The sequence below is a fragment of the Tunturiibacter psychrotolerans genome (assembly GCF_051013365.1).
GTDB lineage: Bacteria > Acidobacteriota > Terriglobia > Terriglobales > Acidobacteriaceae > Edaphobacter > Edaphobacter psychrotolerans_A.
The window spans coordinates 3,553,253-3,578,666 of sequence record NZ_CP132941.1 but is presented as its reverse complement, the minus strand read 5'-3'; the positions used below and the strand labels follow the sequence as shown (position 1 = coordinate 3,578,666).

Sequence of the window (25,414 nt, the reverse complement as noted above, 5' to 3'; positions counted from 1 at the left end):
TTCATTGAGGTTTTGGTATGGGTTTGGCAGCCTGGATGACGTTGGGGTCGGGCAGGGCAGTTTCGCCGATGGGGAGCGGAAGCTGCTGCTGGGCCTTGCCGTAGCTGTCGTAGGCCCGGACGATGCGCTGAACGAGCTGGTGGCGGACTACGTCGACGTCTTCGAAGTGGCAGAAGCGAATGCCTTCTACGCCGTCGAGGACGTGGAGAGCTTCGAGTAGGCCGGACTTCTTGGGGTTGGGCAGGTCAGTTTGGGTGAGGTCGCCGGTGATGACGGCCTTGGAGTTGTTGCCAAGACGGGTTACGAACATCTTCATCTGTTCCATGGTGGTGTTCTGGGCTTCGTCCATGATGATGAAGGCGTCGGAGAGGGTGCGGCCGCGCATGAAGGCGAGAGGGGCGACCTCGATGACGTTGGACTCGAGGAGCTTATCGACCTTGATGGGGTCGAGGAGGTCGTAGAGGGCGTCATAGAGGGGGCGGAGGTAGGGGTCGACTTTTTCCTGGAGGGAGCCGGGGAGGAAGCCGAGGCGTTCGCCGGCTTCGACTGCGGGACGGACCAGGATGATGCGGCTGACTTTTTTCGCCATGAGGGCGCTGACGGCCATGGCGACGGCGAGGTAGGTTTTTCCGGTGCCGGCGGGGCCGAGGCCGAAGGTCATGTCGTACTGCTCGATGGCTTCGACGTACTTGCGCTGGTTGGGCGAGCGTGGCTGAACCATGCGCTTGACGCCGGCAGAGCGCTGCTTGCCGGTCTCGACGAGTGATTTGAGGGTGATGGTGGGGTCGGCGACGACGAGTTTGAGCATGCCGTGGAGTTCGCCGTTGTGGAGATTGATGCCGGACTTTCGGAGGGTGTCGAAGTCGTTGAAGACTTGTTCGACGCGGGCAACGTTGGTGGCTTCGCCGGTAACGTGGATAGCGTCGGAGCGGAGATCGATCGTGACGTTGAGTTTGTCCTCGAGGATGCGGAGGTTTTCGTCGTGGGTCCCGTACAGGGGCTCAATGCCAGGCGTGATTTCCAGGGATTTTTTGATCAAGTAGTGTGCTGACCTCCGTCAGGGGGAGCTGGGTTGGGTGCATGGCCGGTTGACTTGGGAGTTTTAGGGGGGATGAGCGGGCACTGGCTGGTGGCGCATTTGCTGCGCCCTTTTACTGCGACCGGGATGGCGAAAGGTGCCAATCTAGTGTCGAAGATGGGCAAAGAGTAGAACGTCGTGGAGATGGCGTCAAGGGGCAAATGATGAATTGATTTTGAAGGAGAGCCGAGATGGGATCGTGGCACCAGCATTTTTATACGGATTGGATGCTTTTGGTGGGTTAGAAGCCGTATTTTCGGGTGAAAGACGGTTGACCGGAAGGCTGGGTTTCCGTAGACTTAGATATTGCAGGGAGTGCGGCAGGCTTGTTTAGCGCTGCTCAAGGCTGGACTGGAAGCAGAGTCGGCTGGCCTCTAGCCTGCATCCCATTTTCCCCTACAAATGTACGGGTTGAGAGAAGAGAGTTTATGGCAAATCATGTTTCGTCGTTGAAGCGCGCACGTCAGACCGTAGCCAAGACCGCGGTGAACCGCTCGAACAAGAGCAAGCTGCGCGGAACCCTGCGCCTTCTGCGCGAGTCGATCGCCAAGGGCGACCACGCCGCGGCCACCACCCAGTACCGTGAGACCGCGTCGATTCTGGACAAGAGCGTTCAGAAGGGCGTTCTGCATAAGAACACCGCGAGCCGCTACAAGAGCCGTCTGAATGCGCGTGTGAAGGCTGTTGCTCCGAAGAAGGCTGCTTAATTTTAGTTGCTTGCGCTGACGTTGTAGACGCGATCACAACAGCAGATCCCCTGCAGGGATGACAACAAGAAAGCAGAATTGTGAAAAGGGCTGGTTCGCGGGAGACCGCGGCCGGCCTTTTCTGTTTGTCGTGGACTATGCGCGCCGGTTCTATTGCGGCTGGTTTGGGTCTGCGGGTTTGTCTGAGGGTTTATCGGTTGGAAGGGTGTAGAGAGTGGGAGGCTTGCGGTGCGCCTCGGGGGCTGGGTCACCGGAAGACTGAGCAGTGCCGGTGGTTTGAGGGTTGTCTGCGGATTGTGCGGGAGCCTGGGCGGGTTGGCTGGAGGGTGGGGCGGCAGCTTGAGCGGGTTGGCCCGACGGTTTGGTGGTGACCTGATCGGGATGTTCGGCAGGTTCGGAGGCTGCCTGATCGAGGTCGTTGGAGGTCGGGGCGTTGGCGTGGGTCCGGGGTTGGGAGGTTTGGCCGGTGGAGTCGGGGGCCGCGTTGGGGGTGACTACGGCGTTGTCGGGCTGGGCTTCGGGTTGAACGGTGGAGTCTGCCTCTTCGTCAGAAAGGGTGGGCTGGTTGGCGAATTGAACCGGGAGATCGTTCGCGGGAGGGGCGGATGTCTGGGCTAGTTTGACCGCATTCTCCTCCTTGGAGGTGAGGGGCGGAAGACGATAGATCTCAATGGCGTCGGCGTGGATGAGCGCGAAGGAGAGGCCGTCGGGGGAGAGGGCGAAGTTTTGGCCTGCACGCTCGATGGGGGAGCAGTCGACGTGCAGGATCTGCTTGCCGCTGTCGGTTTGATAGACGACGACGGTTTGCGATGAGATCTCCTCCGGGACGATGGGCTGATCGGCTACCACGGAGTTGTGCAGGAGAACCCGGCTGAGGGCGAAGCGGCCGCTGGATGGCGCGTAGACGAGCGATGGAGCGATGAAGTCGCCGAACAGGCCTTGCTCCCACATCTCCTGGCCGCGCATGTTGAAGCCGCCCATAGCGCCAACGGTGTGGGCGTTACGGCAGCCGAAGACGATGAATTCGCTATGGCTGACGAAGAGGGGATAGGGGCGGCAGGTGGAGTCGAAGGGAGAGAGCTCGTCGACCTTGCCGGTGTAGGAGTGGAAGTCGAAGGCGTAGTGTTGACGACCCTGGTCGACGGTGTCGAGATAGCCGGCGACCGTGATGGGAGCTCCGCCGACGGCTCTCGATCGCGCGATACCGGCGTATTCGGCTTTGATGGGTGCGCCGGGCTCGGCGGGTGGTTGCAGACGATAGAAGTTGACTTGGACGACGGGGTGTTCGGGGGCCGGTTCGATGGGTGTGGGGCCGAAGAGGGGAGTCTTCGGTTTGGGTGGAGTGGGCGTTCGTTTGATGGTTTCCACAGTGAGCAGGTCGGCATCCGGGGACAGGATGACGGCGGCGATGCGTCGATTTTCGGTGGAGAGAAATGGCTGCTCAGCAAAGGCCTTGCCGCTGGAGAGGTTGGCGAGGGGAGCGAAGGTAGTGAGGGTATCGCGTATGCGCAGGAGGAAGTGACCGTGGCCAAGGCTCCACAGATACTGGCCGTGGTCGTGCGTGCGCCAAGTGGTGCGGGCGAGGGCGTGGCCGGAGGGGAGTTCGATCAGGACGGCGTCGATGGTGCGGTCCATGTCGTCCTCTGGCTCGTCGGGCAGCCGCGTGAGCAGGTGGCGAGCGCTGAAGGTGAGCAAAAGATGCTCGTTGTCGACGTAGTGGATGGTCAACATGGAGCTGCCTGCGAGGAGGAACTGCTGGGACAGGGCCTGGAATCCGAACTGGTCCAAGGGGAGGCGAAGAGAAGGCTCGGGGCCGCGGGCGGCGAAGAGGGTTGGAGCGAGGAAAAAAAGAAGAGCGCCCATGAGCGGGAGGCGGTGGCGAAACGTCGAAATGAGAGGTCTAGAAAACTTCATGGGAACCGTCATGGGAGTGGACGCGTATCTCTGCTCACCGAAAGCGCTCGAGTAATGGTTTCACAGACGCGCGAGCGTTGCCAATGTATGCAGGCGATGTTGCGCAAATAATGGCCCGACGTTGGATCGGTGATACAAAGGCTTCAGAAATTCTCCGAGAAAAGGAAGACGAAATGTTGAACGCATGGACTTTGGGAGTGCCTGGCAGAACGAGAGGACGGCTTGGACTGGGTGTATTGATGGCATCGGTAACGGCTGGAGCCTGGAGTGCGGGATTCGCACAGCAGATCAAGCTGGTGAACGACAGCGGCAAGCCAGCGGAGGTCTATTTGCCGATCCCGGGCTTCGATGCGACCTCGCTGGATGTTTCAGCAGATCCCTGCAATGACTTTTACAAGTTTGCCTGCGGGAAGTTTGCGGCGAACCATCCGATTCCGGCAGATCAAGCTGGCGTGGATCAGTTTTATGCGCTGTATAACGTGAATACTCAGTCGCTGAATGGGATTTTGAATAAGGCGGCTGCTGGCGGAGCGGGACGGTCGCCGGATGAGCAGAAGATTGGGGACTTCTACAAAGCGTGCATGGATACGGACGCGATCGAAGCCAAGGGAATTGCGCCGATTGAGCCTCTGCTGAGCGAGATTGATGCCGTGAAGAGCAAGGCTGAGCTGCCGCCGCTGATTGGGAAGCTGCAGCGGATCAGCGTGAACGCGTTCTTCGGGTATGGAGAACAGCAGGACTTCAAGGACGCCACGAAACAGATTGCGTTTGCGCAGCAGGGCGGCCTTGGGATGCCGGAGAAGGACTACTACCTGCGCACAGGAGCGAAGGACGTAGAGCTGCGAGAGCAATATGTCGCGCATGTGGCGAAGATGCTGGAGCTGGCGGGGAGTTCGCCGGAGAAGGCGAAGAAGGATGCGCAGGGAATCATGACGTTCGAGACAGCACTGGCAAAGGCTTCGCTGGGCGTGACCGACATGCGTGATCCGGAGAAGACTTACCATCTGCAACCGATTTCGACCTTCCAGACCACGATGCCGGGTTTCAAGTTCGACGAATTCCAGAGTGAGGTGCACTCGCCGAAGGTCACTGAGATTAACAACTCGACTCCGGACTTCTTTCCTGCACTGATGAAGGAGATCGATGCGACGAACCTGGAGACGCTGAAGGCGTACCTGCGATATCAGGTATTGACGACTTATGCGGGCAGATTGCCGAAGAGATTCGATGCGGAGAACTTTGATTTTTACGGACGCAAGTTGAATGGACAGCCGGAGCAGGCGGCTCGTTGGAAGCGCTGCTCGAGCTCGGTGAATGGCGCGCTGGGCGAGGCTTTGGGCAAGGTTTATGTGGAGCAGTACTTCGCTGGAGACAGTAAGGCGAAGATGACGGAGATGGTGGCTGATATCGAAGCGGCGATGGGACGGGATATCGACCAGCTCGAGTGGATGTCGGCTGCGACGAAGGTGCGTGCAAAGGAGAAGCTGCACGAAGTGACGAATAAGATCGGCTATCCGGACAAGTGGCGAGATTACTCCAAGCTGGAGATTAAGCCAGATGACGCGCTGGGGAATTCGCGACGTGCCGATGCATTTGAGAACGATCGGCAACTGGCGAAGATCGGGCAGCCTGTCAATATTTTTGAATGGGATATGACGCCACCGACGGTGAATGCGGACTATGACGATAGCCAGAATACGATCAACTTCCCTGCTGGAATACTGCAGCCTGCGTTCTACGATCCGAAGCAGGATGATGCGACGAACTACGGGCATATCGGCGCGGTGATTGGGCATGAGCTGACTCATGGTTTCGATGACGAGGGGAAGAAATTTGACGGCAAGGGCAACCTGAGCGACTGGTGGACGGCGGAGGACACGAAGAACTTCGTGGCTCGGACGGACTGCCTGGAGCAGGAGTATGGCAGCTTTGTCGCCGTTGACGATGTGAAGGTGAATGGCAAGCTGACGTTGGGCGAGAATACTGCGGACAATGGCGGCTTGCTGCTTGCTTATATGGCTTATCTCGATCGCGCGAAGAAGGAAGGTGTGGACCTGGCGGCGAAGAAGGATGGATACACCGCGCCGCAGCGGTTCTACATCGGCTATGCGCAGAACTGGTGCGAGAACGCGCGGCCGGAACAGACGCGGACGCAGGTGTTGACCGATCCTCATTCGCCGGATCACTTCCGCGCGAATGGCGCGATTGTGAATCAGCCTGGATTTGCGGCGGCGTTTGGCTGCAAGCAGGGGGCTCCGATGGTGCCGGTGAAGAGCTGCCGCGTCTGGTAAGCGGTTAGGTTCGGAAGTGCTGCGGGAGGGAGGCTTCGGCTTTCTCTCCCGTTCGCTTTTAAGTGTGCGAGAGTGGAAGGATGGCGGTTTTAGAGAAAAGACGGGCGCTGGGGTTCGGGGCGTGTGCGCTGGCTAGTTCGTTGTGGGGGTGCGGGTTTTTCTTCGGAAAGATTGCGCTGGCGGAGATGAGCTTCGCGCATATGGTGCTGTACCGCTTTCTGTTTGCGATGGTGGTGTTGTTGCCGCTGCTGGTGACGCATCGTCCGGGGTTGAATCGCCGGGAGTGGGGGGTGTTGCTGGTGGCTTCGTTTCTCGGGGTGCCGCTGCAGTTTTTGATTCAGTTTTATGCGCTGTCGATTACTACGGTGAGTCATGCTGCGTTGATGGTGGGGACGATGCCGGTGATTCTTGCGGTGGGGGCGGCAGTGTTTGCGCATGAGCGGATGGATGGGGTGGGGTGGGTGGCGCTGGCGGGTTCGACTGGCGGTGCGGCGCTGATCGCACTGGGTGGGCATGCGAAGGGCGGGGCGACGCTGGCTGGAGATTCGCTGGTGGTGGTTTCGCTGATGATTGCGTTGTTCTGGATTCTTTTCAATAAGCAGTTGATGGGGCGGCACTCGCATATTGTGGTGACGGCGTATGGGTTGCTGCTGGGGACCTTGATGCTGATGGTTTGGGTGCCGGTTCGTTATGGGATGCCGCCGGTGGCGGGGGTGTCGGTGAAGGCGTGGCTGGCGCTGGCGGGAAGTGGAGTTCTTTGTACGGCTACGACTACGTTGCTCTGGAACTGGGGGATGACGCAGGTTCCGGCGTCGCAGGCTGGGGTTTTGTTGAATATGGAGCCGTTGATTGGGAGTCTGCTGGGGGTGCTGGTGTTGGGGGAGCAGTTGGGGCCTAGCGCGTGGGTTGGTGGGGGGTTGATTCTTGCTTCGGCGGTTACGTTGACGACGCGGTCGAAGACCAGGGTGCCCGAGGATATGGCGTTGGCTGGTTGAGCGAGGTGCGTCGCGCTAGTTGTTGGTGGTAAGGGGCTCTTGGGTGAACTTCGACGCTTCGAGTTTTTTGGTGGTGTGTCTCCAGATGAGGGTGAGGGTGGTGCCCGCCACCATGAGACCGACGCATAGGCCCATCCAGAGACCGACGGCTCCGTAGTGCAGGTGGAAGCCGAAGAAGTAGCCGATGGGGAGACCGATGATCCAGTAGCCGATGATGTGGACGAGGAGCCCTGCGTGAGTGTTGCCTGCGCCGCGGAGGGAGCCGGTGGCGGTGATCTGGAGGCCGTCGAAGAATTGGAAGACGGCTGCGACGAGGAGTAGGGGAACGGCTGCGGTGATGACGCCGCTGTCGGTGGTGAAGCTGCTGGCGATGGCTCGGGGAAAGAGCAGCAGGACGGCGGAGAAGCAGGCCATGACGCACGCGCCGAGGAGGATTGCGGCCCAGCCGGCGGAGGCAGCTTCCTCGGGGGCTTTGCGCCCGATGCCCTGCCCTACCCGGACTGCTGCGGCGGCGGAGATGGCGAAGGGGACCATGAAGGTGAAGCTGGCGCAGTTGAGTGCGATCTCGTGTCCGGCAAGCGGGAGCCGGCCCAGGAAGCCGATGAGGAAGGTGACGGTGGCGAAGATGGAGATTTCGACAAAGATTTGAGCGCCGGCGGGGGCTCCGAGGAGGGCCAGACGATGGATGCGGCGGGGTTCGAAGTGGCGAGACATGCTGCGGAGGCCGTAGTGGTGGCGGCGCTCGATACGCCAGAGTGAGATGACCATGAAGAGTGCGAGATAGCAGCGGGAGAAGGAGGTGGACAGGCCGGAGCCGGTAACTCCCAGAGCGGGGATGTGGATGGGACCCCAGGAGTGTCCATAGATGAGGAGCCAGTTGCCGAAGACGTTGATGAGGTTTGCCGTGACCAGGGCGGCGGCGATGGGGCGGACGTGGTTGAAGGCCTGGAGGTAGCGGCGGAGGGTGAAGTAGAGGAAGAGTGCCGGTGTGCCGTAGTTGAGAGCGCCCAGGAAAGAGACCGAGCCAGTGATGACGGCGTGGTCGATGGGCAGGCGCATCATGAGGTTGGGAGCGCAGAAGACGATGAGGATGAGGGTGAGAGCGAGACCGGCGGCGAGGATGAGGCCGTGCAGGAGCCAGCGGTTGGCCTCGTCGAAGTGGCCGGCACCGTGGGACTGGGAGAGGTAGGTGTCCAGGCCGAGGAGGATGCCGGCGATGCCGAAGGCGATGGTGTTATAGAGGACCTGGCCCAGCGCGGCGGAGGAGATGGCGAGAGCGGGGTTGGCCATGTGTCCGACCATGACGGTGTCTACGATGCCCATGGACATCCAACCGAGTTCAGCGAGGATGAGCGGGAGGGCGAGCGTGAGCACGGGCCGGATTTGCTGGCGGATAGACATTTTGGTTTTGAGACCCCTCCCCCTCCCCCTTCGCGGGGTATTTTGTACGTAAGCTGTTTGCTATCTTGAAGATCGACGGGGACACTGCCTGCAAAATATTCATTGCAAAAGGGTTGCACCTAAAATACTTGTTTTGTGCAGGTTACGCGGCCCGGACGATGTCGTAAAAAACAGAGACCCCGGATTCGTGCCGGGGTCCTGTTTTACGTCTTTTACCAGTATAGCTGGTTGAGGGAAACTCATACGCCACGCGAATGTGCTTGTCTGGCGCGGGGATTCGTGGGTTTGGGGCTTGACAGCTTTTGGCTGAAGATAGTGTCGGGAAGGAAAAGCCGTCCCTCCCGAGGACGGCCCTTCTTTTAGATCCAGATGGCTTGCTGTACCTGGATAAGTCGTCAGTTGAAAGCTGCCTGTCATGCCTGCCAACCTAGTCCCGAACGAACGATGAGCCACGGGATGGCGGTTGTGGCAATTGGATTGCACTCGAAAGCGGTGCAATCAAAAGACCAATTCTCCCTTTGCTGTTTCCGGGCCGTTTCTATAGATTGACATCGAACCGTAACTATTTGTGTGCGTTATGTTGCAGTGAGTGTGGAGAGAGATTTTCCAGCTATCGGGACCCTTGTGTTTGCGTCCGACTGATAGAGACTCTGTGAGATTGAAGCAAGCCCGCCCATCGGTGATGTAACTGGCACCCACCAAGTCTTAACAAAATTTGCAATGAATGAGAGAGAAACGCTATGCGCGCTTATGTGGTCGAACGTCCTGATGCAGGTTTTACTCTGGTGGATCTTCCCTGCCCTGTTCCCTCCGCAGGTCAGGTGCTGGTGCGTGTACACGCGAGTTGCGTGAATCCGCTGGATACGAAGATTCGTGCGGGGAAGGCGCCTCATGCGAAGCAGCCGCTGCCTGCGGTGCTTGGTCTGGATATGGCCGGGATGGTCGAACAGGTGGGTTCGGGAGTGACGGCGTTCCGGCCGGGCGATGCGGTGTATGGCATGGTGGGCGGCGTGGGTGGACTGCAAGGGACGCTGGCTGAGTATGTGGTCGCGAATGAGGATCTGGTTGCTTTGAAGCCTGAGTCGCTTTCGATGCGCGAGGCTGCGGCGCTGCCATTGATTACGATCACGGCGTGGGAGGGGTTGGTCGATCACGCGAAGGTGCATGCGGGACAGAAGGTGCTGGTGCATGCGGGTGCGGGTGGAGTGGGGCATGTGGCGGTGCAGTTGGCGAAGGCACTTGGGGCAGATGTGTTCGCTACGGTTTCTGAGGAGAAGCGGAAGGTCGTTGAGGAGTTTGGCGTAACGGCGATCGACTATCGTGCGCTTTCAACGGACCAGTATGTGGAGAGGTATACGGGAGGTGCAGGGTTCGACGTGGTCTACGACACGGTGGGAGGCGCCACGATCGATGCTTCGTTTGTTGCGGTGAAGCGGTATACGGGCCATGTAGTGAGTTGCCTGGGATGGAGCACGCACTCGCTGGCTCCGCTATCGTTTCGTAGCGCGACGTACTCGGGGGTGTTTACCCTGACGCCGCTACTGACCGGGCTGGGGCAGGCGCATCACGGTGAGATTCTGAGCGAAGCGGCTGCGCTGGCAGAGGGCGACAAGCTGAGACCACTGATGAACGAACGACGGTTTACCGCGGCGGATCTTGGTGAAGCCTTTGCGGCGGTGGAGTCGGGAGCTGTGGGTAAGGTGGTGGTTGAGCTCTGACGTTTCCGGGGAGTGGCCTTCGCAGGATTTACACGGCTGTAATCTATGGCCGGGGAGGCTTGCCTACACTTTCAACTATGCTTGATCAACCTTTGACTCATAGTTTTGTGCCCGGAAAGAGCGAGGGGACGACGATCCTGAAGCTCGAGGGACCGCTGACCCTGTCTACGATCTTCGGGTTTCAGAACGAGTTTCGCAGCCATACGCCGCAGGTGATGATTGTGGATCTGAGCGAGAGTCCGTATATGGATTCGGCTGGGCTGGGGCTGTTGATGAACTACTACGTGTCGGCCGAAAGCCATGGACGGAAGCTGCTGCTGGCGGGGGCGAATGAGCGGATTTTGTCGCTGCTGGAGATGACGAAGGTGCATAAAGTTCTGAAGACCTTCCCCAATGTTGAGGCGGCTGAGGCTAGTCTGTAGCGTTCTATTTCGGATCTGCCTGTTCGGATCTGCTTTACCGACACTCACATCAATGGCAAGGACCATCGAGTCTGATCAAACTGTTTTTTGATTTGGGCTGAACGTCAGATCGCCTTTGGGCATCTCTTTCTCCAAGAGATACCAAGGAGGGCTTTGTGAGTGATTTCGTTCTTGACCCGAAGACAACCGCGCTGGTGCTGATCGATCTTGAGCATGGCATTACTGCGATGAAGCTGGCGCCGTATAGCTCGGCTGATGTGGTGAGCCGGGGCGCTGGGCTGGCGAAGACTTTTCGGCAGAAAGGCGCGACGGTTGTCTTTGTGAAGGTGCTGATTCCGGAGATGCTGCAGTTGCCTGTGGATGCGCCTTTGATGCATGGTACGCCTCCGCCTAATGCTACCGAGTTCGTTCCAGAGGCTGGCGTGCAGCCGGAAGATCTGGTGGTGAAGAAGCGGTCGTGGGGTGCGTTCCATGGGACAGATCTTGAGCAGCACCTGAGACGGCGCGGGATCAAGACGATTGTGATTGGCGGGATTGCTACAAACTTTGGGGTGGAGTCGACCGCGCGTGCGGCGTTCGATCATGGTTATGAGGTGGTGTTTGCGGAGGATGCGATGTCGAGCGTGAGCGCGGAGGTGCACGAGTTTCCGATTAAGAATGTTTTTCCGCGAATGGGACGGGTGCGTAGCGTGGAACAGATTGTGAAGGCTTTTGGGTAGGTAAGGGCTGGAGCAATGCGAAAGCCTGCACCTCTTATGAGGCGCAGGCTTTCTTATTTCCAGCGGCTATTGTGGGGTGATGATGCCGCCTACGGGCATGCTCTTGGGGAGGATGCCGGGGCGCTTGAGGTGCATGGCTTCGGCGGTCATATCGGTGTACTTGAGGCCGGCGCCGGTGTTGAAGAGAACGACCTTGTCGGTTGGCTTGAGGTCGCCGGTGGCGAGGAGAGCGTCGTAGGCTGCGGTGGCGGCTGCGCCTTCGGGGGAGAGGAAGATGCCTTCGTGTTTGGCGTAGTCGAGGATGCTGGCCAGGATCTGCTCGTCGGTGAAGGCGAGGGCTGCGCCGCCGGATTGGCGAACGATGTCGAGGATGATGGCGTCGCCGTAGGGTTTGGGCACGCGGAGGCCTGCGGCGAAGGTGGCGGCGTTCTGGAAGAACTCGCTGGCGGGCTTGCCTTCGTCGAAGGCTTTGGCTACGGGTGCGCAACCGCTGGCCTGGAGGGCGTACATCTTTGGGCGCTTGCTTCCCTTCTCGATCCAGCCTAGCTGCTCCATCTCTTCGAAGGCCTTCCACATGCCGATGAGGCCTACGCCGCCGCCGGTGGGATAGAAGACAGCGTCGGGATATTGCCAGCCTAGTTGTTCGACCAGTTCGTAGCCCATGGTTTTTTTGCCTTCTACGCGGAAGGGCTCCTTGAGGGTGGAGATGTCGAACCAGATCTGATTGGCCGGGGTGTTGGCGTCGCGCTGGGCCTTGATGTTTTCGGCGACCATGCGGGCGCAGTCGGAGATGAGGCCGTCGACCATGGTGACGTCGGCGCCGTAGATGATGCCTTCGAGGTAGTTGGCGAAGGGGACGTCCTGCGGCATGAAGATGTGGGCCTTGATGTCGGCGGCGGCGGCGTAGGCGGCGAGTGCTCCAGCGGCGTTGCCTGCGGAGGGGACGGCGAGATGCTGCAGGCCGTAGTGTTTCGCCATCGTGACGGCGAGGCCTAGGCCGCGTGCTTTGAAGGTGCCGGTGGGGTTGGCTCCCTCTTCCTTGATGTAGAGGCCGGGGTACCGCTTGCTGTGGAGCATGGGGGTCCAGCCTTCGCCGAGAGTGACGGGAGCGACGTCGGGCAGGACGCTGGAGTAGCGCCACATGCCGAGGCTTCTGGGAGAGGCGGCTGCGCGGGCGGCGATGTCTTCACGCTTTGCGGTCTGGCGGAGCTTGTCCATGTCGTAACGGACGTAGAGAGAGCCGGCGCAGAGGGGGCAGAGAGTTTGTGGAGTTTCGGCAGAGACGTGATGGTGGCAACGAGCGCACTCGAGCGAAGCAATAACGGCCATATATTAGATGCTACCGTAAAACCTTTCTGGTGGCCTTCCGGCCGGGACCGCTACGCGCGGCGCGGTCACTTCGTGACGGGTATACCCCTTCGGTCGGCGCTCCCGTTGGTCGCGTCAGGGCGAAGCCGGTTATACATGTCACGAAGTGACCGATGCCCGCGCAGGGCGTCCTTAGTGTCGTTTGAGCCAGCGACGGGACGAGAAGTCCGTCAAGATGCTGGCCGCGAGGAGCGCGACGCTGATGGCGAAGGCGCTGATGACCCAGTTGAGCTCCATGCGGCCCTTGAGCATGAACCTGTCGAGCAGGGCCAGGACGAGGACCAGCACCGCGGCTTCGGCAAAGAACGAAGAACAGCGCGGGGCTGCGATGGAGATGAAGTCCAAGAGCGGAGAGGGTTTTGCTTGGGACGGAGCTCCGCTGCCAGGCGGCACCAGCGCAATTCGATTGGAGGGCTGGTTGGAGGTTTGGGGAGAAGAATCTGGAATTTGTTGCGGTGAGACGCTCCCAAGGGAGGTTAGTACATTTTTGTGAAACATACACAAGCCTTTGTGGTGCCTGTTACCAGTGTGGCTTAGAGGCCCATGAATGTCACGTGAATTTCTCGTAAATGGCAGATATTGAATAGGTTATGGATACTTATACAGGGAAGATGAGAGAATATTCAGGGAAATTGAGGTGGGCATGCGTTTAATAGCAGTGGACATGGACGGAACGCTCGTTGGGCCGAATGGGCTGGTGAGCGAGCGAAATCTGGCCGCAATCAAGGCAGCAGAGCAGGCCGGGATGACGGTGGTGGTGGCTACCGGGCGGCGGCACCCGTATGCGATGCGTGTGCTGAGGGGGCTGGGTTTGCGGGAGGAGGACGCTCTGATCAGCTCGAACGGCGCGGTGACGCGGACGATTGGGGCGAAGTTGCTGGACAGGACGTTGCTGCCGTTGGAGACGGCGCGGTGGCTGTGTGGGCATGTGCAGGAGTTTCGCAATGCGCTGGTGGTGACCTTCGATAAGGTGACGGACGATGGCGAGGATGTGCGTGGGGCGCTGGTGGTGGAGCACCTGGCAGAGTTGAATACCAGCATCACCAAATGGGTGGCGGCGAATAAGCCATATATCGAATGCGTGGTGCCGATTGAAGATGCGCTGGAGGGGGAGGCGCCGATCTCGATGTTGTTGTGTGGAACGATCGAGCGGATGCGAAGGGCGGAGGCGAGGCTGTTGGAGCATCCAGGGGTGTCGGCTGTGGGGGTTTCGCCGCTTAGGAAGGACGAGGTGCGGCGGCTGGAGAATATTGGCCTGGCCCGGGGCGGGATTACTCCGCAGGAGCGGGCTGCGGGGGCGGAGGCGGCGCTGCATCGGACGGAGTATCCGGAGCGGGATTTGAGCATGGTGGATATTTTGCCGGCGGGCTGCAGTAAGGGGTCGGCGCTGCTGCGGTTGGCGGAGAAGCGAGGGGTGAAGGCAGAGGAGATCCTGGCGATTGGGGACAACTGGAATGATGTTTCGATGCTGGAGGTTGCGGGGCATGCGGTGTTGATGGGGAACGCTCCGGAGGATCTGAAGGCGTTGGCGGGGGACAGAGGGTGGAGGATGGGGCGGCGGCATTATGAGGATGGAGTGGCGGAGGTGATTGAGAGGATGCTGGGGGGCGGGCTTGGATGACCCGATCGTGGGAGTTCAAAGTTGGGTCGATGGTGGATCGGGGTGGTAGGCTTTGAAGGTGGCAATGTGGATTAAAGCGTTTGTGTTGAGCACGGTGATCGCGGCGGTGTGCCCGTTGGCGCGCGCGGCAGAGCACGTGACGCTGAAGAATGGATTTGAGCTGGATTGCGTTCGGCGAGAGGCGGTTGGGGATAAGGTCCGTCTCTATTTTGCGGAAAAGGCAGGGACTGCCGCGGGTTCGAACTATATGGATGTCGCGGCGGATTCGGTGGTTCGGGTGGAGATGGTCGCGGATCTGCCGGAGCCGGTGGCGGAGGTGAAGGCGCCGTCTGCTGTGACGCTGATGACCGTGCCTACGAAAGAGGAGATGCATGAGATGTTGGCACATGCGGGCGCGGCGCACAACATCGATGAGGATCTGTTGGCAAGCGTGGTGAGGGCTGAGAGTGGTGGGCAGGTAAGAGCAGTTTCAAGGACTGGCGCGCAGGGGCTGATGCAGCTGATGCCTGGGACCGCGAGTGCGATGGGTGTGGAAGATGCGTTTCGGCCGGAGCAGAATATCTCGGGCGGGACGGCGTATTTGGATTTGATGCTGACGCGGTATCACGACAATGTGGCGCTGGCGCTGGCGGCTTATAACGCTGGGCCGGGCGCGGTGGATAAATACCACGGGGTGCCTCCGTTTCGCGAGACTCGGGCGTATGTGGCGCGGGTGATTCGCGAGTTTAATCGCCGGAAGCAGATGGCGATGGTTGCCCAGGCACGATAAGACAGCACCAGCTACGGATCAAGAGAGAGATGGATGACCAAGCGTAACGCAGTGGTGTGGGGAGTCGGCGCGGTTGCGCTGGTGGTGCTGGTGTGGCTGTTTCGGACGAAAGTGCAGTTTGATTGGGCCAACTTCTGGCAGCAGCTTCGGTATGTGAGCGTGGGACACATCGTCGCTGGAATTGTGCTGATTTACGTTACATTTTTTCTGCGAGCGGTGCGGTGGTCGGTTTTTCTGTCGCCGACGAAGAAGGTCTCCCCTGCTTCCTTGCTGGGTTCGCAGTTTATTGGGTTCACTGCGGTGGCGTTGTTTGGGCGGCTGGCGGACTTCACTCGGCCGTACCTGGTGGCGCGACGGGTGAACCTGCCGTTGAGCTCGCAGATAGCGGTATGGACGATTGAACGCATGTTCGATCTGGGAGCGGCGGCGCTGATCTTTTCGGGGGCGCTGGCTTTCACTCCGAAGGGCCTGCCTCATCATGAGGTGTTTGTGAAGGCGGGCGTGTTGAGCATGGGAGCTACGCTTGCGATTGCGATCTTTGCGGGTGTGGTGAGGGCTGCGGGTGGCACCGTCGCTACGTTTGCGAGAAGGACGGTTGGGTTGGTTTCGAAGTCCGCTGGGGAGAGCATCGCTACGAAGATTATCGGGTTTCGCGATGGGCTGAATGCGTTGTCTTCGGCTCGGGACTTTGGTGTGGTGACACTGCTGTCGCTGACGATGTGGATGATGATTGGGTTTGCTTATCTGCAGACTGCGCACGCGTTTGTGCATACTCCTGAGCTGGCTGGGGTGACGTTTTCGCGGACGATGCTGTTGATGGCGGCCAGCATTGGTGGTTCGCTGCTGCAGCTTCCGATTATTGGGTGGTTTACTCAGATTGCGATTACCGCTGCGGCGATGCATACGTTTTTTGGTGCGCCGCTTGAGGCTGCTACCGCTTGTGGGGCTTTGTTGCTGGTGGTTACTTTTCTCTGCATTATTCCTACTGGGTTGATCTACTCGCGGGTGGAACATGTGAGTTTGAAGAAGGTTGCCCAAGAGAGTGAAGCGGCTGGGGCTGCGGTGGTTGAAGGGGATTTGGGGTAATTTTCTCGCGGCTTGTCCTGCCGGACGGGCCCACTGCGCGTGGAGCGGTCACTTCGTGACTTGTGTTCCTTTTCTGTGTGGGTGAAGTGGTTGCTGCCTCCCGTTGGTCGGCGGATGATCCGCTTGTTTGCGCTGATAGAATCGACTTATTCCGATGAAGTGCCCCTACTGTGGTTTTGCCCAGGACCGAGTTGTCGATTCACGCGAGAGCAAAGACGCGGATTCGATACGCCGGCGACGGGAGTGCGAAGGCTGTAACAAGCGATTTACGACGTATGAGCGGATCGACGAGATCCCCTACATGGTGGTGAAAAAAGATGGACGGCGGGAGAAGTTCGACCGGCAGAAGGTGCTGAGCGGGCTGCTGCATGCTTGCGAGAAAAGGCCTGTCGCTGCTGTGAATCTGGAGCGGATTGTGGATGAGACCGAGGCGTATGTGGTCGATTCCCCGGAGCGTGAGCGGACGACGAATGAGGTCGGTGAGTTGATTATGACGCGGCTGAAGGAGATCGATACCGTCGCGTATATTCGGTTCGCGAGTGTGTATCGGGACTTCAAGGATGTTCGCGAGTTCAAGGAAGAACTGGAAGAGTTGTTGAACGGGAAAGACCCAAAGAAAAGGCGGTAGTGGATGACGGCAGCGAAGAAGACGCACAGGATTACTTTGATTCCGGGCGATGGGATTGGGCCCGAGGTCTCTGGCGCGGTGGTGAAGATTCTGGAGGCAGCGGGTGCGGCGACGGGCTTGGCGTTTGACTGGCATCCGTATGACGCGGGAGCGAATGCGTTTGAGAAGACGGGTGAGTACATTCCGAAGGTGCTGTATGACTCGATCGAGAAGAATCGTGTGGCGTTGAAAGGGCCGGTGACGACGCCGGTTGGTGGGGGGTTCACTTCGATCAACGTAACGCTCCGGAAGAAGTTTGAGCTGTTTGCGAACTTTCGGCCGGTGAAGAATCTTCCTGGGCTGAAGACGAAGTACCCGGGACTCGATCTCGTGATTGTGCGCGAGAACATGGAAGATTTGTACGCCGGGTTGGAGCATGAGGTTGTGCCCGGAGTGGTGCAGGCGCTGAAGATTATTACCGAGAAGGGTTCGACGCGGATTGCTAAGTTTGCGTTTGATTATGCGCGGAAGCATGGGCGGAAGAAGATTCATGCGATCCATAAAGCGAACATCATGAAGTTGTCGGATGGTTTGTTTTTGCGCTGCTGCCAGACGGTGGCGAAAGAGTTTCCTGAGGTGGCGTATCACGAGCACATCGTGGATAACACTTGCATGCAGTTGGTGATGAATCCCTATCAGTACGACATTTTGCTTACTGAGAATTTGTATGGGGATATTCTCAGCGACCTTTGCAGCGCGTTTGTGGGCGGGCTTGGATTGGTTCCGGGAGCGAATCTTGGGACTGAGTGCGCGATCTTTGAAGCGGTGCACGGATCGGCTCCGGATATTGCTGGGAAGGATATGGCGAATCCGACTGCGTTGTTGCAGAGCGCGGTGCTGATGCTGCATCACATTGATGAGCCGGCGACGGCGGAGCGGGTGCAGGCAGGGCTGGAGCAGGTGTATCGCGAGGGGAAGACGCTGACGAAGGATGTTGGCGGCACCAGCGGGACGAAGGCATTTGCCGATGCGGTGGTGGCTGCGATGGAAGCTCCGGGGGCTGCGGCTTAGGCGTTTGCGTGGTGCGATTGTGGCAGTTTTCAAGGAAGAGATTTGAGCGAGGTGGTATGAGGCGGATTTGTGGTTGGTTGGTAGCTGGTGTGGTTGCGTGTGGCGTGATGAGTGGATGCAAGCCCAGCGACGCGGTGAAGCACAGCGGCGATAACACGGTGCCAGAGATGTCGAAGATAGCGCCGACACCTACGGTGCAACTCGATAAGGCGGCGTTGGGGATGGTGACGGGGACGATCCGTTTTGCTGGGAAAGCTCCGGAGCCGGTGAAGATCGATATGTCGATGGATCCGGTGTGCTCGATGACGGCTGCGGACAACTTTGCTGAGCAGTATGCGGTGAAGGACGGCAAGCTGGGGAATGTTTATGTGTATATCAAGAGCGGGCCTCCGGCTGCGATGTTGTCGGGCGGCCCGACGCCTGCGCCGGTAGTGCTCGACCAGGTGGGATGTAAATATGTGCCGCATGTGATTGCGGTGGTGCGGGGTGGGTCGGTGGAGTTTAGAAACTCGGACTCGACGATGCATAACATTCACACGATGCCGACTGTGGCTGGAAGTCAGCCGATTGATATTTCGCAGGGGCCAAAGGGTTCGCCGCAGGTGAAGCAGTTCAATCAGCCAGAGGTGATGATTCCGGTGAGGTGTAATAACCATCCCTGGATGAATGCGTTTATCAATGTTTCGGCTACGCCGTTTTTCGCGGTTACGGATGCGGATGGACATTTTGGAATCACTGGATTGCCGGCGGGGACGTATACTTTGGCGGCGGTGCACGAGAAGCTGGGCGAACAGACGATGACCGTGACGGTTGAGCCGAAGGGGACGACGAAGGCGGACTTCAGTTTTAGTGCGAAGTAGAAGTTGATCGCGTAACGAAGATCAAAGGACAGCTACGGAGGCAGGATGATTGCAGAGTTGGCGGTGTTGGCAGCACAGCATACGGCGCAGTTTACGGTTGATCTGGCGTTCGTGGTTCATGCGCTGCCGCTTTGGTTTCTGGTATTTGCTCTGTTTTTGCCTCGGCTCGCGATGGTCGTGGCGTGGTTTCAGGGTTTGCTGGGGCCGTTTCACTTCGATCTGACACCACCTCACTATTCGGGGGTGGTGCCACTTCTTTTCTGGTTGCTGCTGCCGCGTGCGCTGGTGTTGTATCTGATCTATCAGGATCAGGGGATTCATTTCTGGTTTTTGTTGCATCTGCTGGTGGCGTTGCTGGTGTGGGCTGGCGGTGGGCACCGGATGACGCGCTCGCGGCGGCGGGACAACTAGATAGTGTCCTGCCGGACGGGCCTCCTGCGCGGAGAGCGGTCACTTCGTGACTTCTATACTCTGTTTTGTTGGGTTAGTTGCTCGGGCCTTCCGTTGGTCGGCTCGTGGGTAAGTGACGGTGTTCGGTCCGCGAGTTATTCTTAGTGGATGGAACGACGCAGGGTTGGCATTCTTGGCGCGACCGGAATGGTCGGGCAGCGATTCATTCAACTTTTGAGCAATCACCCGTGGTTTGAGATTGCATGGCTGGCAGCGAGCGATCGCAGTGCCGGGAAGACGTATGCCGAGGCTTGCAAGTGGAAGCTCGAGACTCCACTGCCGAAGCGAATTGCGGCGATGACGCTGCAACCGAATGTTCCTGAGGGATCGGCGATTGAGCTGCCGAAGATCATTTTTGCGGCGCTCGATGCGGATATTGCACGAGAGTTGGAGCCGAAGTTTGCGGCGGCAGGTTGCGCGGTGATTTCGAACTCGAGCGCGTTTCGGATGACAGCGGATGTGCCGCTGGTGGTGCCGGAGGTGAATTCAGATCATCTTGCACTGCTGGAGACGCAGAGCTGGCGGAAGGACCATGGTGGGCGTGGTGGGTATATCGTCACGAATCCTAACTGCAGCGCGATTGGGCTGGTGCTGGCGTTGAAGCCTCTTGAAGAGAAGTTTGGGATTGAGAGCTTGTTTGTGTCGACGATGCAGGCGGTGAGCGGCGCGGGTTATCCGGGAGTGGCATCGCTCGACATTCTTGGGAACGTGGTTCCGTTTATCAAAAATGAAGAGGAGAAGCTGCAGGAGGAGGTCGGCAAGCTGCTGGGGGAACGGAAGGGCGCGAAGATTGAGTTGCTGGATGCGAAGGTAAGCGCGCATTGCAACCGTGTTGCGGTGGAGGATGGGCATACGGAGTGCGTGAGTATCAAGCTGAAGAAGAAGGCTACGCGGGAGGAGATAATTGCGGCTTGGAGTGAGTTTCTGCCGTTGCAGGGACAGCATCTGCCTACGGCTCCTGAGCAGCCGGTGGAGTATGACGAGGGAGTGGATCGGCCGCAGCCTCGTCTGGACAGGATGCGAGGACATGGAATGACGGCGACGGTGGGGCGGTTGCGCGAGTGCACTCTGCTGGATTGGAAGTTTGTGGTGCTGTCGCACAATACGATTCGCGGTGCGGCGGGAGCAGCGGTGTTGAACGCGGAGGTGCTGGCGTTGCTGGGTAAGTTGGATAAGTTGGGAGTTCCATTGCAGGCGGTTTCGGCGAAGGATGGGGATCAGCTCAAGGCTGCGGCGGTGACGGCTTGAGCGTAGCGCGGGAGAAGTTGGTTGTCATGAAGTTTGGGGGCACGTCGGTAGAAGACGCGCCGGCGATGAAACGGACGGCGGCTATCGTTCGCGGACGGCGGGAGAAGGGGCTGGAGGCTGTCGTTGTTGTGTCAGCGATGGCGAAGGTGACTGATCTGCTGCTGTCGGCTGCTGCGGCCGCGGGACGTGGGGATAAGGCTGGAGCACTGGCGATTGGGGCTCGGCTGCGACATCGGCATATCGATACATCGAGCATGTTGCTGGATGGACAGCGGTGTGTGCGGGTTCAGCAGGTGCTGCATCAGGAGTTCGATGCGCTGGATGATCTGCTGCGGGGAATTGCGGCGGTGGGGGAGTTGACGCCTCGCACGAACGACCTGGTGGTGAGCTTTGGGGAGCGGCTGTCGAGCAAGATGATGGCTGAGACACTCGAGCATCAGGGGTTGGAAGGCGCCCATGTGGATGCCCGGACCTGCATCATTACGGATGCGAGCTACGGCAAGGCGGTTCCGCAGGACGCTGCGATTGAAGCGAAGCTGGCGGAGATTGTGCTGCCGCTGGTTTTGGCCGGGAAGACGCCAGTGATGGGAGGATTTATTGGTTCGACTGCGGAGGGGGTTACGACCACGCTTGGACGCGGCGGCAGCGACTTCACTGCTTCGCTGGTAGGTGGCGGAATGCACGCGGGCGCGATCGAGATCTGGACGGACGTGAATGGAATTATGACGACCGATCCGCGGATCTGTCCGGATGCGCTGCGAGTGAAGACGATCAGCTTTGAAGAGGCTGCGGAGTTGGCTTACTTCGGCGCGAAAGTATTGCATCCGGCGACGATTCTGCCAGCGGTGCAGAAGAGTATTCCGGTGTGGGTGTTGAACTCGCGCAATGCGGAGAATGAAGGCACGAAGATTACCGCGATGGCGGCGAGGTGCGCGAGTCCGTTCAAGAGCATTGCGGCAAAGAAGCGATTGACGATTATTGATGTTGTTGCGAGCCGAATGCTGATGTCGCATGGATATTTGAAGGCGGTGTTCGACGTCTTCGATAAGTACAAGTGCGCGATCGATATGGTTTCGACGAGCGAGGTGAGTATCTCGTTGACCGTTGATAGCAATCAGCAGCTGCCGGAGATCTGTGCGGAGCTGGCGAAGATTGCGGATGTGAAGATGGAAGGACACAAGGCGCTAGTGTGTCTGGTGGGCGAGGATATTCGCGGACACAATGGCATTGCGGGGCAGGTTTTTTCAGCGATCAGCCATGTGAATGTGCGGATGATCTCGCAGGGTGCGAGCGAGATCAATATGAGCTTCATGATCGATGAAGAGGATGTGGAAGAGGCTGTGCGGAGTTTGCATAACCACTTTTTTGCGAACCCGGATGAGACGGTGTTCGATGTTGTGAATCGGGTTCAGCTTGAGGGTAAGGCTTAGGAAGGAACACATGCGGGTTCTGGTGTTGGGGATGGGCAAGACGGGCAAGCTGGTGGCATCGGTTGCGGCGGAACGTGGGCATAGCGTGAATGTGCTGGATGCGAAGGAGAATGCGGGAGCCTCGGCGCTGACGCCACCGTTTGTTTCGGGGTTCGATGTGGTGATTGATTTCACTACGCCTGAGGCGACGATTCAGAACATGCGGGCGTGCCTTGCTACGGGCGCGAAGATGGTGATTGGGACCACGGGGTGGTACGACAAGCTGAACGATATGCGCGGGCTGGCAGAGCGGAAGCAGGCTGGTCTGTTGTATGGGACCAACTTTTCTGTTGGCGTGCAGGTGATGTTTCGCCTGGCGAAGACGATGGGGGCTGATCTAAAGAAGGCTGGATATGCGTTCTCGATTGCAGAGACGCATCACGCAAGCAAGCTGGACTCGCCTTCGGGCACGGCGATCACTTTGTCGAAGGTGGTTGAGGCGGCGGCTGGTGTGTCGGAGGTGCCGGTGGAGGCGAGGCGCGAGGGAGATGTGATGGGCTTGCATACGCTGACTGCTACGAGCGATGCTGACAGGCTGGTGTTGACGCACGAAGCGTTTTCGCGGCGCGGGTTTGCAGAGGGGGCCGTGAGAGCAGCGGAGTGGTTGGCATCGCGCACAGGGTGCTTTGACTTTCAGGATATTTACACCGAGGTTTAGTTGTTGCAAGGAGATGTTATGAGCGTGATGGAAGCGGTTGCGAAGACAAAGTTTGCAGAACTGACGTTTGAAGAGAAGCTCGACCGGCTGGCCGAGGTTGCGGTGAAGGTTGGGCTGGGATTGAAGGCGGGGCAGGAGTTGATTATGTCCGCTCCGATTGAGGCGCTTCCTTTGGTGCGGCGAATTACGGAGCATGCCTATAAGGCGGGGGCGTTGCTGGTAAGTACTTTCTATTCGGATGATCCGAGTGTGTTGGCGCGATATGAGTATGGTGCAGATGCGAGCTTCGACTATGCACCGAAGTGGCTGCATGACGGGATTGCAGAGGGCTTCCGCAGTGGAGCGGCTCGGCTGGCAATTGCGGGGGCGAATCCGGCGCTTTTGGCGAAGCAGGATCCTGCGAAGGTGGCGCGGGCCAATGTTGCGGCGTCGAAGGCTGGAAAGCCGGCGATGGAGTTGATTACGCGGCATGAGATCAACTGGACGATCGTCGCTTGTGCGACGCCGGAGTGGGCGAAGCTGGTGTTTCCGGGGGAGCTTGAGCATATTGCCGTCGCGAAGTTGTGGGAGGCGATCTTCGTCGCGTCGCGGATTGCAGTGGATGACCCGGTGGCAGAGTGGAAGGAGCATGGAGCGCGCCTGAAGAAGCGCATGGATATGCTGAACGCGAAGAGGTTTTCTGCGCTGCACTTCAAAGGTCCAGGGACAGATTTGACAGTTGGTTTGGCGGATGACCATCTGTGGGCTGGCGGTGGGACGACTGCGGGGAATGGAGTGTATTGCCAGCCGAATATTCCTACCGAGGAGTGCTTTACGACGCCGCATAAGGACCGCGTGAATGGCACGGTGCGGGCCTCGAAGCCGCTGTCGCACCAGGGGACGCTGATTGAAAATATTGCGGTGCGGTTTGAAGGCGGGAAGATCGTTGAGGCTACGGCGACGGCTGGAGAGGATGTGCTGAACCGGTTGATCAGCACCGATGATGGCGCGCGACGGTTGGGTGAGGTAGCGCTGGTGCCGCACTCTTCGCCGATTGCGCAGAGCGGGGTGTTGTTCTGGAATACGCTGTTCGATGAGAACGCTGCGAGCCATATTGCACTGGGGCAGGCCTATTCGACGTGCTTGATCGGCGGCGAGAAGATGGATGCGGCGCAACTGGCGGCGTTGGGTGCGAATGCGAGCCTGATCCATGTCGACTGGATGATTGGGTCGGGTGAGATGGATGTGGATGGTGTGGCCGCGGATGGGACGGCTGAGCCGTTAATGCGCAGGGGCGAGTGGGTTTAGTTCGCAAGCGGGGCGCGGCTCGGCGTTGATTCGAATATGCGGGCCGCGTGACGTTCTCAAGGGTGGAAGAGCTGCGTGGTTCCTGGCTTTTCCACTGCGGCCGGAAGAATTTTTCTGGTATTTGCAGGAAATTCGCGGTAAATTGAAACTCAATCGGACGGCGGTCCGTCTACACCCCAAAGTTCCCAAAGAATAGTTGCTGCAAGGCGATTCGCTTTTGCAGGAAATATGTAGCAGATCCTCAGGATCCTCAGTTGGCCTCTTCCTTCTGTCGCCGTGGTGTCGCATCTCTACTAGTCGAAACTTTTTCGAGGAGAACTTTCTATGAATTCCGATATGACGCAAGGTGTCTCCCGCAGATCGTTTCTGCGTATCGTTGGCGCTGCTTCGGCGGCGGCGACTACGTTTCCGGCATTTGCCTCGATGACACCCCCTGCGGCGGCAGGGCAGACGGCGCGACGAAGCGGGACGCGCGGGATGCAGCCGCTTTCGGCCGACACGGTTGTGATCAGCTCGAATGAAAATCCTTTGGGGCCGGCGCAGTCCGCACTAACGGCGATATGTAGCATGGGCGCGCAAGGAGGCCGTTACCACTGGGATGAGTACATGAAGACGATTGATGTCTTCAATGGGCAGTTTGGGCTAAAGAAAGATTATTCGGCGTTGTTTCCTGGATCGAGCGGGCCGCTGGATCTGGCGTTGATGTCGAACATCGGTCCGGACAAGCCGCTGGTTTATGGAGATCCTAGCTACGAGCAAGGGCCGCGAGCGGCTGAGACGATGAAAGCACCGAAGTATCCGGTGCCGCTGACCGCCACGTATGCGCATGATGTGAAGGCGATGTTGAAGGCACATCCTTCGCCGGGCGCGTACTACATTGTGAATCCGAATAACCCGACAGGGACGATTACTCCCAAGGAAGACATCGTTTGGCTGGTGAACAACAAGCCGGCGGGTTCGGTTGTGATTATCGACGAGGCTTATACCCACTTTTCCGATAACGAATCCTGCATCGATCTGGTGACGCAGGATAAAGATGTAATTGTGATGCGGACTTTCTCGAAGATCTACGGCATGGCTGGGTTGCGTGCTGGGTTCGTAGTGGCAAGGCCGGATTTGATTGACCGGTTCAACAATGTGGGTGGGCCCAGCCAGAGCCTGGCAAGCGTCTCGATTGCGAGCGCTGCGGCTGCCCGCGCGAGTTTGCTGGATAAGGATCTGGTTCCTCTGCGCAAGAAGATCAATGCGGATGTTCGGACGGAGACGGTGGAGTTTCTGACGAAGCATGGCTATAAGGTGATTCCGGGATCGCAGGGCAATATGTTCATGGTGGATGTGAAACGTCCTGGTAAAGAGTTTCAGTCGGCCATGTTGAAAGAGAATGTTGCGGTTGGAAGGACGTGGTCGGCGATGCCGAACTATGTGCGGGTGACGGTGGGGACGAAGTCCGAGATGGCGAAGTTCCAGACGGCTTTTGTGAAGTGCATGGACATGCCCGCGGGAGCGGCGAATGGAGCGGCGGAGTTGCATGTGCCTGAGTTCCATGTGCCGTCGGAGCTCTATCGCGGCTAGTTGTTGTAAAAAGCGCTCGGCCTCGGCGAGAGATCGTCGGGGCTATTTTTTGGGTTGATTTCGACGCGAGGGCTGGGTGCGCTGAAATCAACATCGCTGACGG

Annotated in this window: 23 protein-coding genes; 18 read left to right on the top strand and 5 right to left on the bottom strand. The window is 58.8% G+C overall.

Annotated features, from left to right (window positions below):
- Position 1: 1 nt before the first annotated feature.
- Entirely contained in the window at positions 2-1,039 is a 1,038-nt protein-coding gene (locus RBB76_RS14905; RefSeq protein WP_429630117.1) for a PhoH family protein, read from the bottom strand.
- A 467-nt stretch (positions 1,040-1,506) separates the two neighbouring features.
- On the opposite strand from RBB76_RS14905, the gene rpsT reads away from it, so the two are divergent.
- Positions 1,507-1,785 (top strand): 30S ribosomal protein S20, encoded by a 279-nt coding sequence (gene rpsT, locus RBB76_RS14900; RefSeq protein WP_179585465.1) that lies wholly within the window; start codon positions 1,507-1,509, stop codon positions 1,783-1,785.
- 150 nt (positions 1,786-1,935) lie between these two features.
- Here rpsT and RBB76_RS14895 read toward each other — a convergent pair whose 3' ends face one another.
- Positions 1,936-3,699, bottom strand: a complete 1,764-nt coding sequence (locus RBB76_RS14895) for a hypothetical protein (protein WP_429630119.1) — start codon at positions 3,697-3,699, stop codon at positions 1,936-1,938.
- A gap of 239 nt (positions 3,700-3,938) precedes the next feature.
- Here RBB76_RS14895 and RBB76_RS14890 point away from each other — a divergent pair, with 239 nt between their 5' ends.
- Both RBB76_RS14890 and RBB76_RS14885 read left to right on the top strand, forming a co-directional pair.
- Positions 3,939-5,990 (top strand): M13 family metallopeptidase, encoded by a 2,052-nt coding sequence (locus tag RBB76_RS14890; RefSeq protein WP_433963434.1) that lies wholly within the window; start codon positions 3,939-3,941, stop codon positions 5,988-5,990.
- Positions 5,991-6,070: 80 nt separating this feature from the next.
- Positions 6,071-6,985, top strand: a complete 915-nt coding sequence (locus RBB76_RS14885) for a DMT family transporter (RefSeq protein ID WP_429630123.1) — start codon at positions 6,071-6,073, stop codon at positions 6,983-6,985.
- 15 nt (positions 6,986-7,000) lie between these two features.
- Here RBB76_RS14885 and RBB76_RS14880 read toward each other — a convergent pair whose 3' ends face one another.
- Complete coding sequence (locus RBB76_RS14880) at positions 7,001-8,386, bottom strand: MATE family efflux transporter (RefSeq protein ID WP_429630125.1); 1,386 nt, start codon at positions 8,384-8,386, stop codon at positions 7,001-7,003.
- A 740-nt stretch (positions 8,387-9,126) separates the two neighbouring features.
- Here RBB76_RS14880 and RBB76_RS14875 point away from each other — a divergent pair.
- From RBB76_RS14875 to RBB76_RS14865, 3 genes are all read left to right on the top strand, one after another.
- Complete coding sequence (locus tag RBB76_RS14875; protein WP_429630127.1) at positions 9,127-10,104, top strand: zinc-dependent alcohol dehydrogenase family protein; 978 nt, start codon at positions 9,127-9,129, stop codon at positions 10,102-10,104.
- A 59-nt stretch (positions 10,105-10,163) separates the two neighbouring features.
- The gene (locus RBB76_RS14870; protein WP_429630129.1) at positions 10,164-10,526 is read left to right on the top strand and encodes an STAS domain-containing protein; all 363 of its coding nucleotides are present in this window, start codon (positions 10,164-10,166) and stop codon (positions 10,524-10,526) included.
- A 155-nt stretch (positions 10,527-10,681) separates the two neighbouring features.
- Positions 10,682-11,245, top strand: a complete 564-nt coding sequence (locus RBB76_RS14865; protein ID WP_429630131.1) for a hydrolase — start codon at positions 10,682-10,684, stop codon at positions 11,243-11,245.
- Positions 11,246-11,311: 66 nt separating this feature from the next.
- On the opposite strand, the gene RBB76_RS14860 is transcribed toward RBB76_RS14865, so the two are convergent.
- On the bottom strand, positions 11,312-12,574 hold the full coding sequence (locus RBB76_RS14860) for a threonine synthase (RefSeq protein WP_429630133.1): 1,263 nt from the start codon (positions 12,572-12,574) through the stop codon (positions 11,312-11,314).
- Positions 12,575-12,745: 171 nt separating this feature from the next.
- A complete protein-coding gene (locus tag RBB76_RS14855) occupies positions 12,746-13,111 on the bottom strand; it encodes a hypothetical protein (RefSeq protein WP_429630135.1) in 366 nt (121 codons plus the stop codon).
- 145 nt (positions 13,112-13,256) lie between these two features.
- Here RBB76_RS14855 and RBB76_RS14850 point away from each other — a divergent pair, with 145 nt between their 5' ends.
- The 12 genes from RBB76_RS14850 to RBB76_RS14795 all read left to right on the top strand — a co-directional run bounded on the left by RBB76_RS14850 (position 13,257) and on the right by RBB76_RS14795 (position 25,311).
- Complete coding sequence (locus RBB76_RS14850; RefSeq protein WP_429630137.1) at positions 13,257-14,234, top strand: HAD-IIB family hydrolase; 978 nt, start codon at positions 13,257-13,259, stop codon at positions 14,232-14,234.
- Between the two features lie 64 nt (positions 14,235-14,298).
- Complete coding sequence (locus RBB76_RS14845; protein WP_429630139.1) at positions 14,299-15,003, top strand: lytic transglycosylase domain-containing protein; 705 nt, start codon at positions 14,299-14,301, stop codon at positions 15,001-15,003.
- 33 nt (positions 15,004-15,036) lie between these two features.
- Positions 15,037-16,089: a lysylphosphatidylglycerol synthase transmembrane domain-containing protein gene (locus RBB76_RS14840; protein WP_429630141.1), complete on the top strand. Its 1,053-nt coding sequence runs from the start codon at positions 15,037-15,039 to the stop codon at positions 16,087-16,089.
- 154 nt (positions 16,090-16,243) lie between these two features.
- The gene (nrdR, locus tag RBB76_RS14835) at positions 16,244-16,717 is read left to right on the top strand and encodes a transcriptional regulator NrdR (RefSeq protein ID WP_183975733.1); all 474 of its coding nucleotides are present in this window, start codon (positions 16,244-16,246) and stop codon (positions 16,715-16,717) included.
- A 3-nt stretch (positions 16,718-16,720) separates the two neighbouring features.
- Positions 16,721-17,767, top strand: coding sequence for an isocitrate/isopropylmalate dehydrogenase family protein (locus tag RBB76_RS14830; protein ID WP_429630143.1), 1,047 nt, complete (start codon positions 16,721-16,723; stop codon positions 17,765-17,767).
- Positions 17,768-17,823: 56 nt separating this feature from the next.
- Positions 17,824-18,627: a beta-sandwich domain-containing protein gene (locus RBB76_RS14825; RefSeq protein ID WP_429630145.1), complete on the top strand. Its 804-nt coding sequence runs from the start codon at positions 17,824-17,826 to the stop codon at positions 18,625-18,627.
- Between the two features lie 45 nt (positions 18,628-18,672).
- On the top strand, positions 18,673-19,038 hold the full coding sequence (locus RBB76_RS14820) for a hypothetical protein (protein WP_429630147.1): 366 nt from the start codon (positions 18,673-18,675) through the stop codon (positions 19,036-19,038).
- Positions 19,039-19,185: 147 nt separating this feature from the next.
- Positions 19,186-20,325: an aspartate-semialdehyde dehydrogenase gene (gene asd / locus RBB76_RS14815; protein ID WP_429630149.1), complete on the top strand. Its 1,140-nt coding sequence runs from the start codon at positions 19,186-19,188 to the stop codon at positions 20,323-20,325.
- 26 nt (positions 20,326-20,351) lie between these two features.
- The gene (lysC, locus tag RBB76_RS14810; RefSeq protein WP_429630150.1) at positions 20,352-21,755 is read left to right on the top strand and encodes a lysine-sensitive aspartokinase 3; all 1,404 of its coding nucleotides are present in this window, start codon (positions 20,352-20,354) and stop codon (positions 21,753-21,755) included.
- Positions 21,756-21,765: 10 nt separating this feature from the next.
- Positions 21,766-22,452, top strand: coding sequence for a 4-hydroxy-tetrahydrodipicolinate reductase (dapB, locus tag RBB76_RS14805; RefSeq protein ID WP_429630151.1), 687 nt, complete (start codon positions 21,766-21,768; stop codon positions 22,450-22,452).
- A gap of 18 nt (positions 22,453-22,470) precedes the next feature.
- Positions 22,471-23,739, top strand: a complete 1,269-nt coding sequence (locus RBB76_RS14800; protein ID WP_429630153.1) for an aminopeptidase — start codon at positions 22,471-22,473, stop codon at positions 23,737-23,739.
- A gap of 324 nt (positions 23,740-24,063) precedes the next feature.
- Positions 24,064-25,311, top strand: coding sequence for a pyridoxal phosphate-dependent aminotransferase (locus RBB76_RS14795; protein ID WP_429630155.1), 1,248 nt, complete (start codon positions 24,064-24,066; stop codon positions 25,309-25,311).
- Positions 25,312-25,414: the final 103 nt, after the last annotated feature.

Bases quoted from the DNA above. Each gene is read 5' to 3' on its own strand.
- RBB76_RS14895 (WP_429630119.1), bottom strand. From the start codon at position 3,699: ATGAAGTTTTCTAGACCTCTCATTTCGACGTTTCGCCACCGCCTCCCG.
- asd (WP_429630149.1), top strand. From the start codon at position 19,186: ATGGAACGACGCAGGGTTGGCATTCTTGGCGCGACCGGAATGGTCGGG.
- RBB76_RS14875 (WP_429630127.1), top strand. From the start codon at position 9,127: ATGCGCGCTTATGTGGTCGAACGTCCTGATGCAGGTTTTACTCTGGTG.
- RBB76_RS14860 (WP_429630133.1), bottom strand. From the start codon at position 12,574: ATGGCCGTTATTGCTTCGCTCGAGTGCGCTCGTTGCCACCATCACGTC.
- RBB76_RS14855 (WP_429630135.1), bottom strand. From the start codon at position 13,111: ATGTTTCACAAAAATGTACTAACCTCCCTTGGGAGCGTCTCACCGCAA.
- RBB76_RS14840 (WP_429630141.1), top strand. From the start codon at position 15,037: ATGACCAAGCGTAACGCAGTGGTGTGGGGAGTCGGCGCGGTTGCGCTG.
- RBB76_RS14880 (WP_429630125.1), bottom strand. From the start codon at position 8,386: ATGTCTATCCGCCAGCAAATCCGGCCCGTGCTCACGCTCGCCCTCCCG.
- rpsT (WP_179585465.1), top strand. From the start codon at position 1,507: ATGGCAAATCATGTTTCGTCGTTGAAGCGCGCACGTCAGACCGTAGCC.
- RBB76_RS14885 (WP_429630123.1), top strand. From the start codon at position 6,071: ATGGCGGTTTTAGAGAAAAGACGGGCGCTGGGGTTCGGGGCGTGTGCG.
- lysC (WP_429630150.1), top strand. From the start codon at position 20,352: ATGAAGTTTGGGGGCACGTCGGTAGAAGACGCGCCGGCGATGAAACGG.
- RBB76_RS14800 (WP_429630153.1), top strand. From the start codon at position 22,471: ATGAGCGTGATGGAAGCGGTTGCGAAGACAAAGTTTGCAGAACTGACG.
- RBB76_RS14830 (WP_429630143.1), top strand. From the start codon at position 16,721: ATGACGGCAGCGAAGAAGACGCACAGGATTACTTTGATTCCGGGCGAT.
- RBB76_RS14890 (WP_433963434.1), top strand. From the start codon at position 3,939: ATGGCATCGGTAACGGCTGGAGCCTGGAGTGCGGGATTCGCACAGCAG.
- RBB76_RS14795 (WP_429630155.1), top strand. From the start codon at position 24,064: ATGAATTCCGATATGACGCAAGGTGTCTCCCGCAGATCGTTTCTGCGT.
- RBB76_RS14820 (WP_429630147.1), top strand. From the start codon at position 18,673: ATGATTGCAGAGTTGGCGGTGTTGGCAGCACAGCATACGGCGCAGTTT.
- RBB76_RS14825 (WP_429630145.1), top strand. From the start codon at position 17,824: ATGAGGCGGATTTGTGGTTGGTTGGTAGCTGGTGTGGTTGCGTGTGGC.
- RBB76_RS14845 (WP_429630139.1), top strand. From the start codon at position 14,299: ATGTGGATTAAAGCGTTTGTGTTGAGCACGGTGATCGCGGCGGTGTGC.
- nrdR (WP_183975733.1), top strand. From the start codon at position 16,244: ATGAAGTGCCCCTACTGTGGTTTTGCCCAGGACCGAGTTGTCGATTCA.
- dapB (WP_429630151.1), top strand. From the start codon at position 21,766: ATGCGGGTTCTGGTGTTGGGGATGGGCAAGACGGGCAAGCTGGTGGCA.
- RBB76_RS14850 (WP_429630137.1), top strand. From the start codon at position 13,257: ATGCGTTTAATAGCAGTGGACATGGACGGAACGCTCGTTGGGCCGAAT.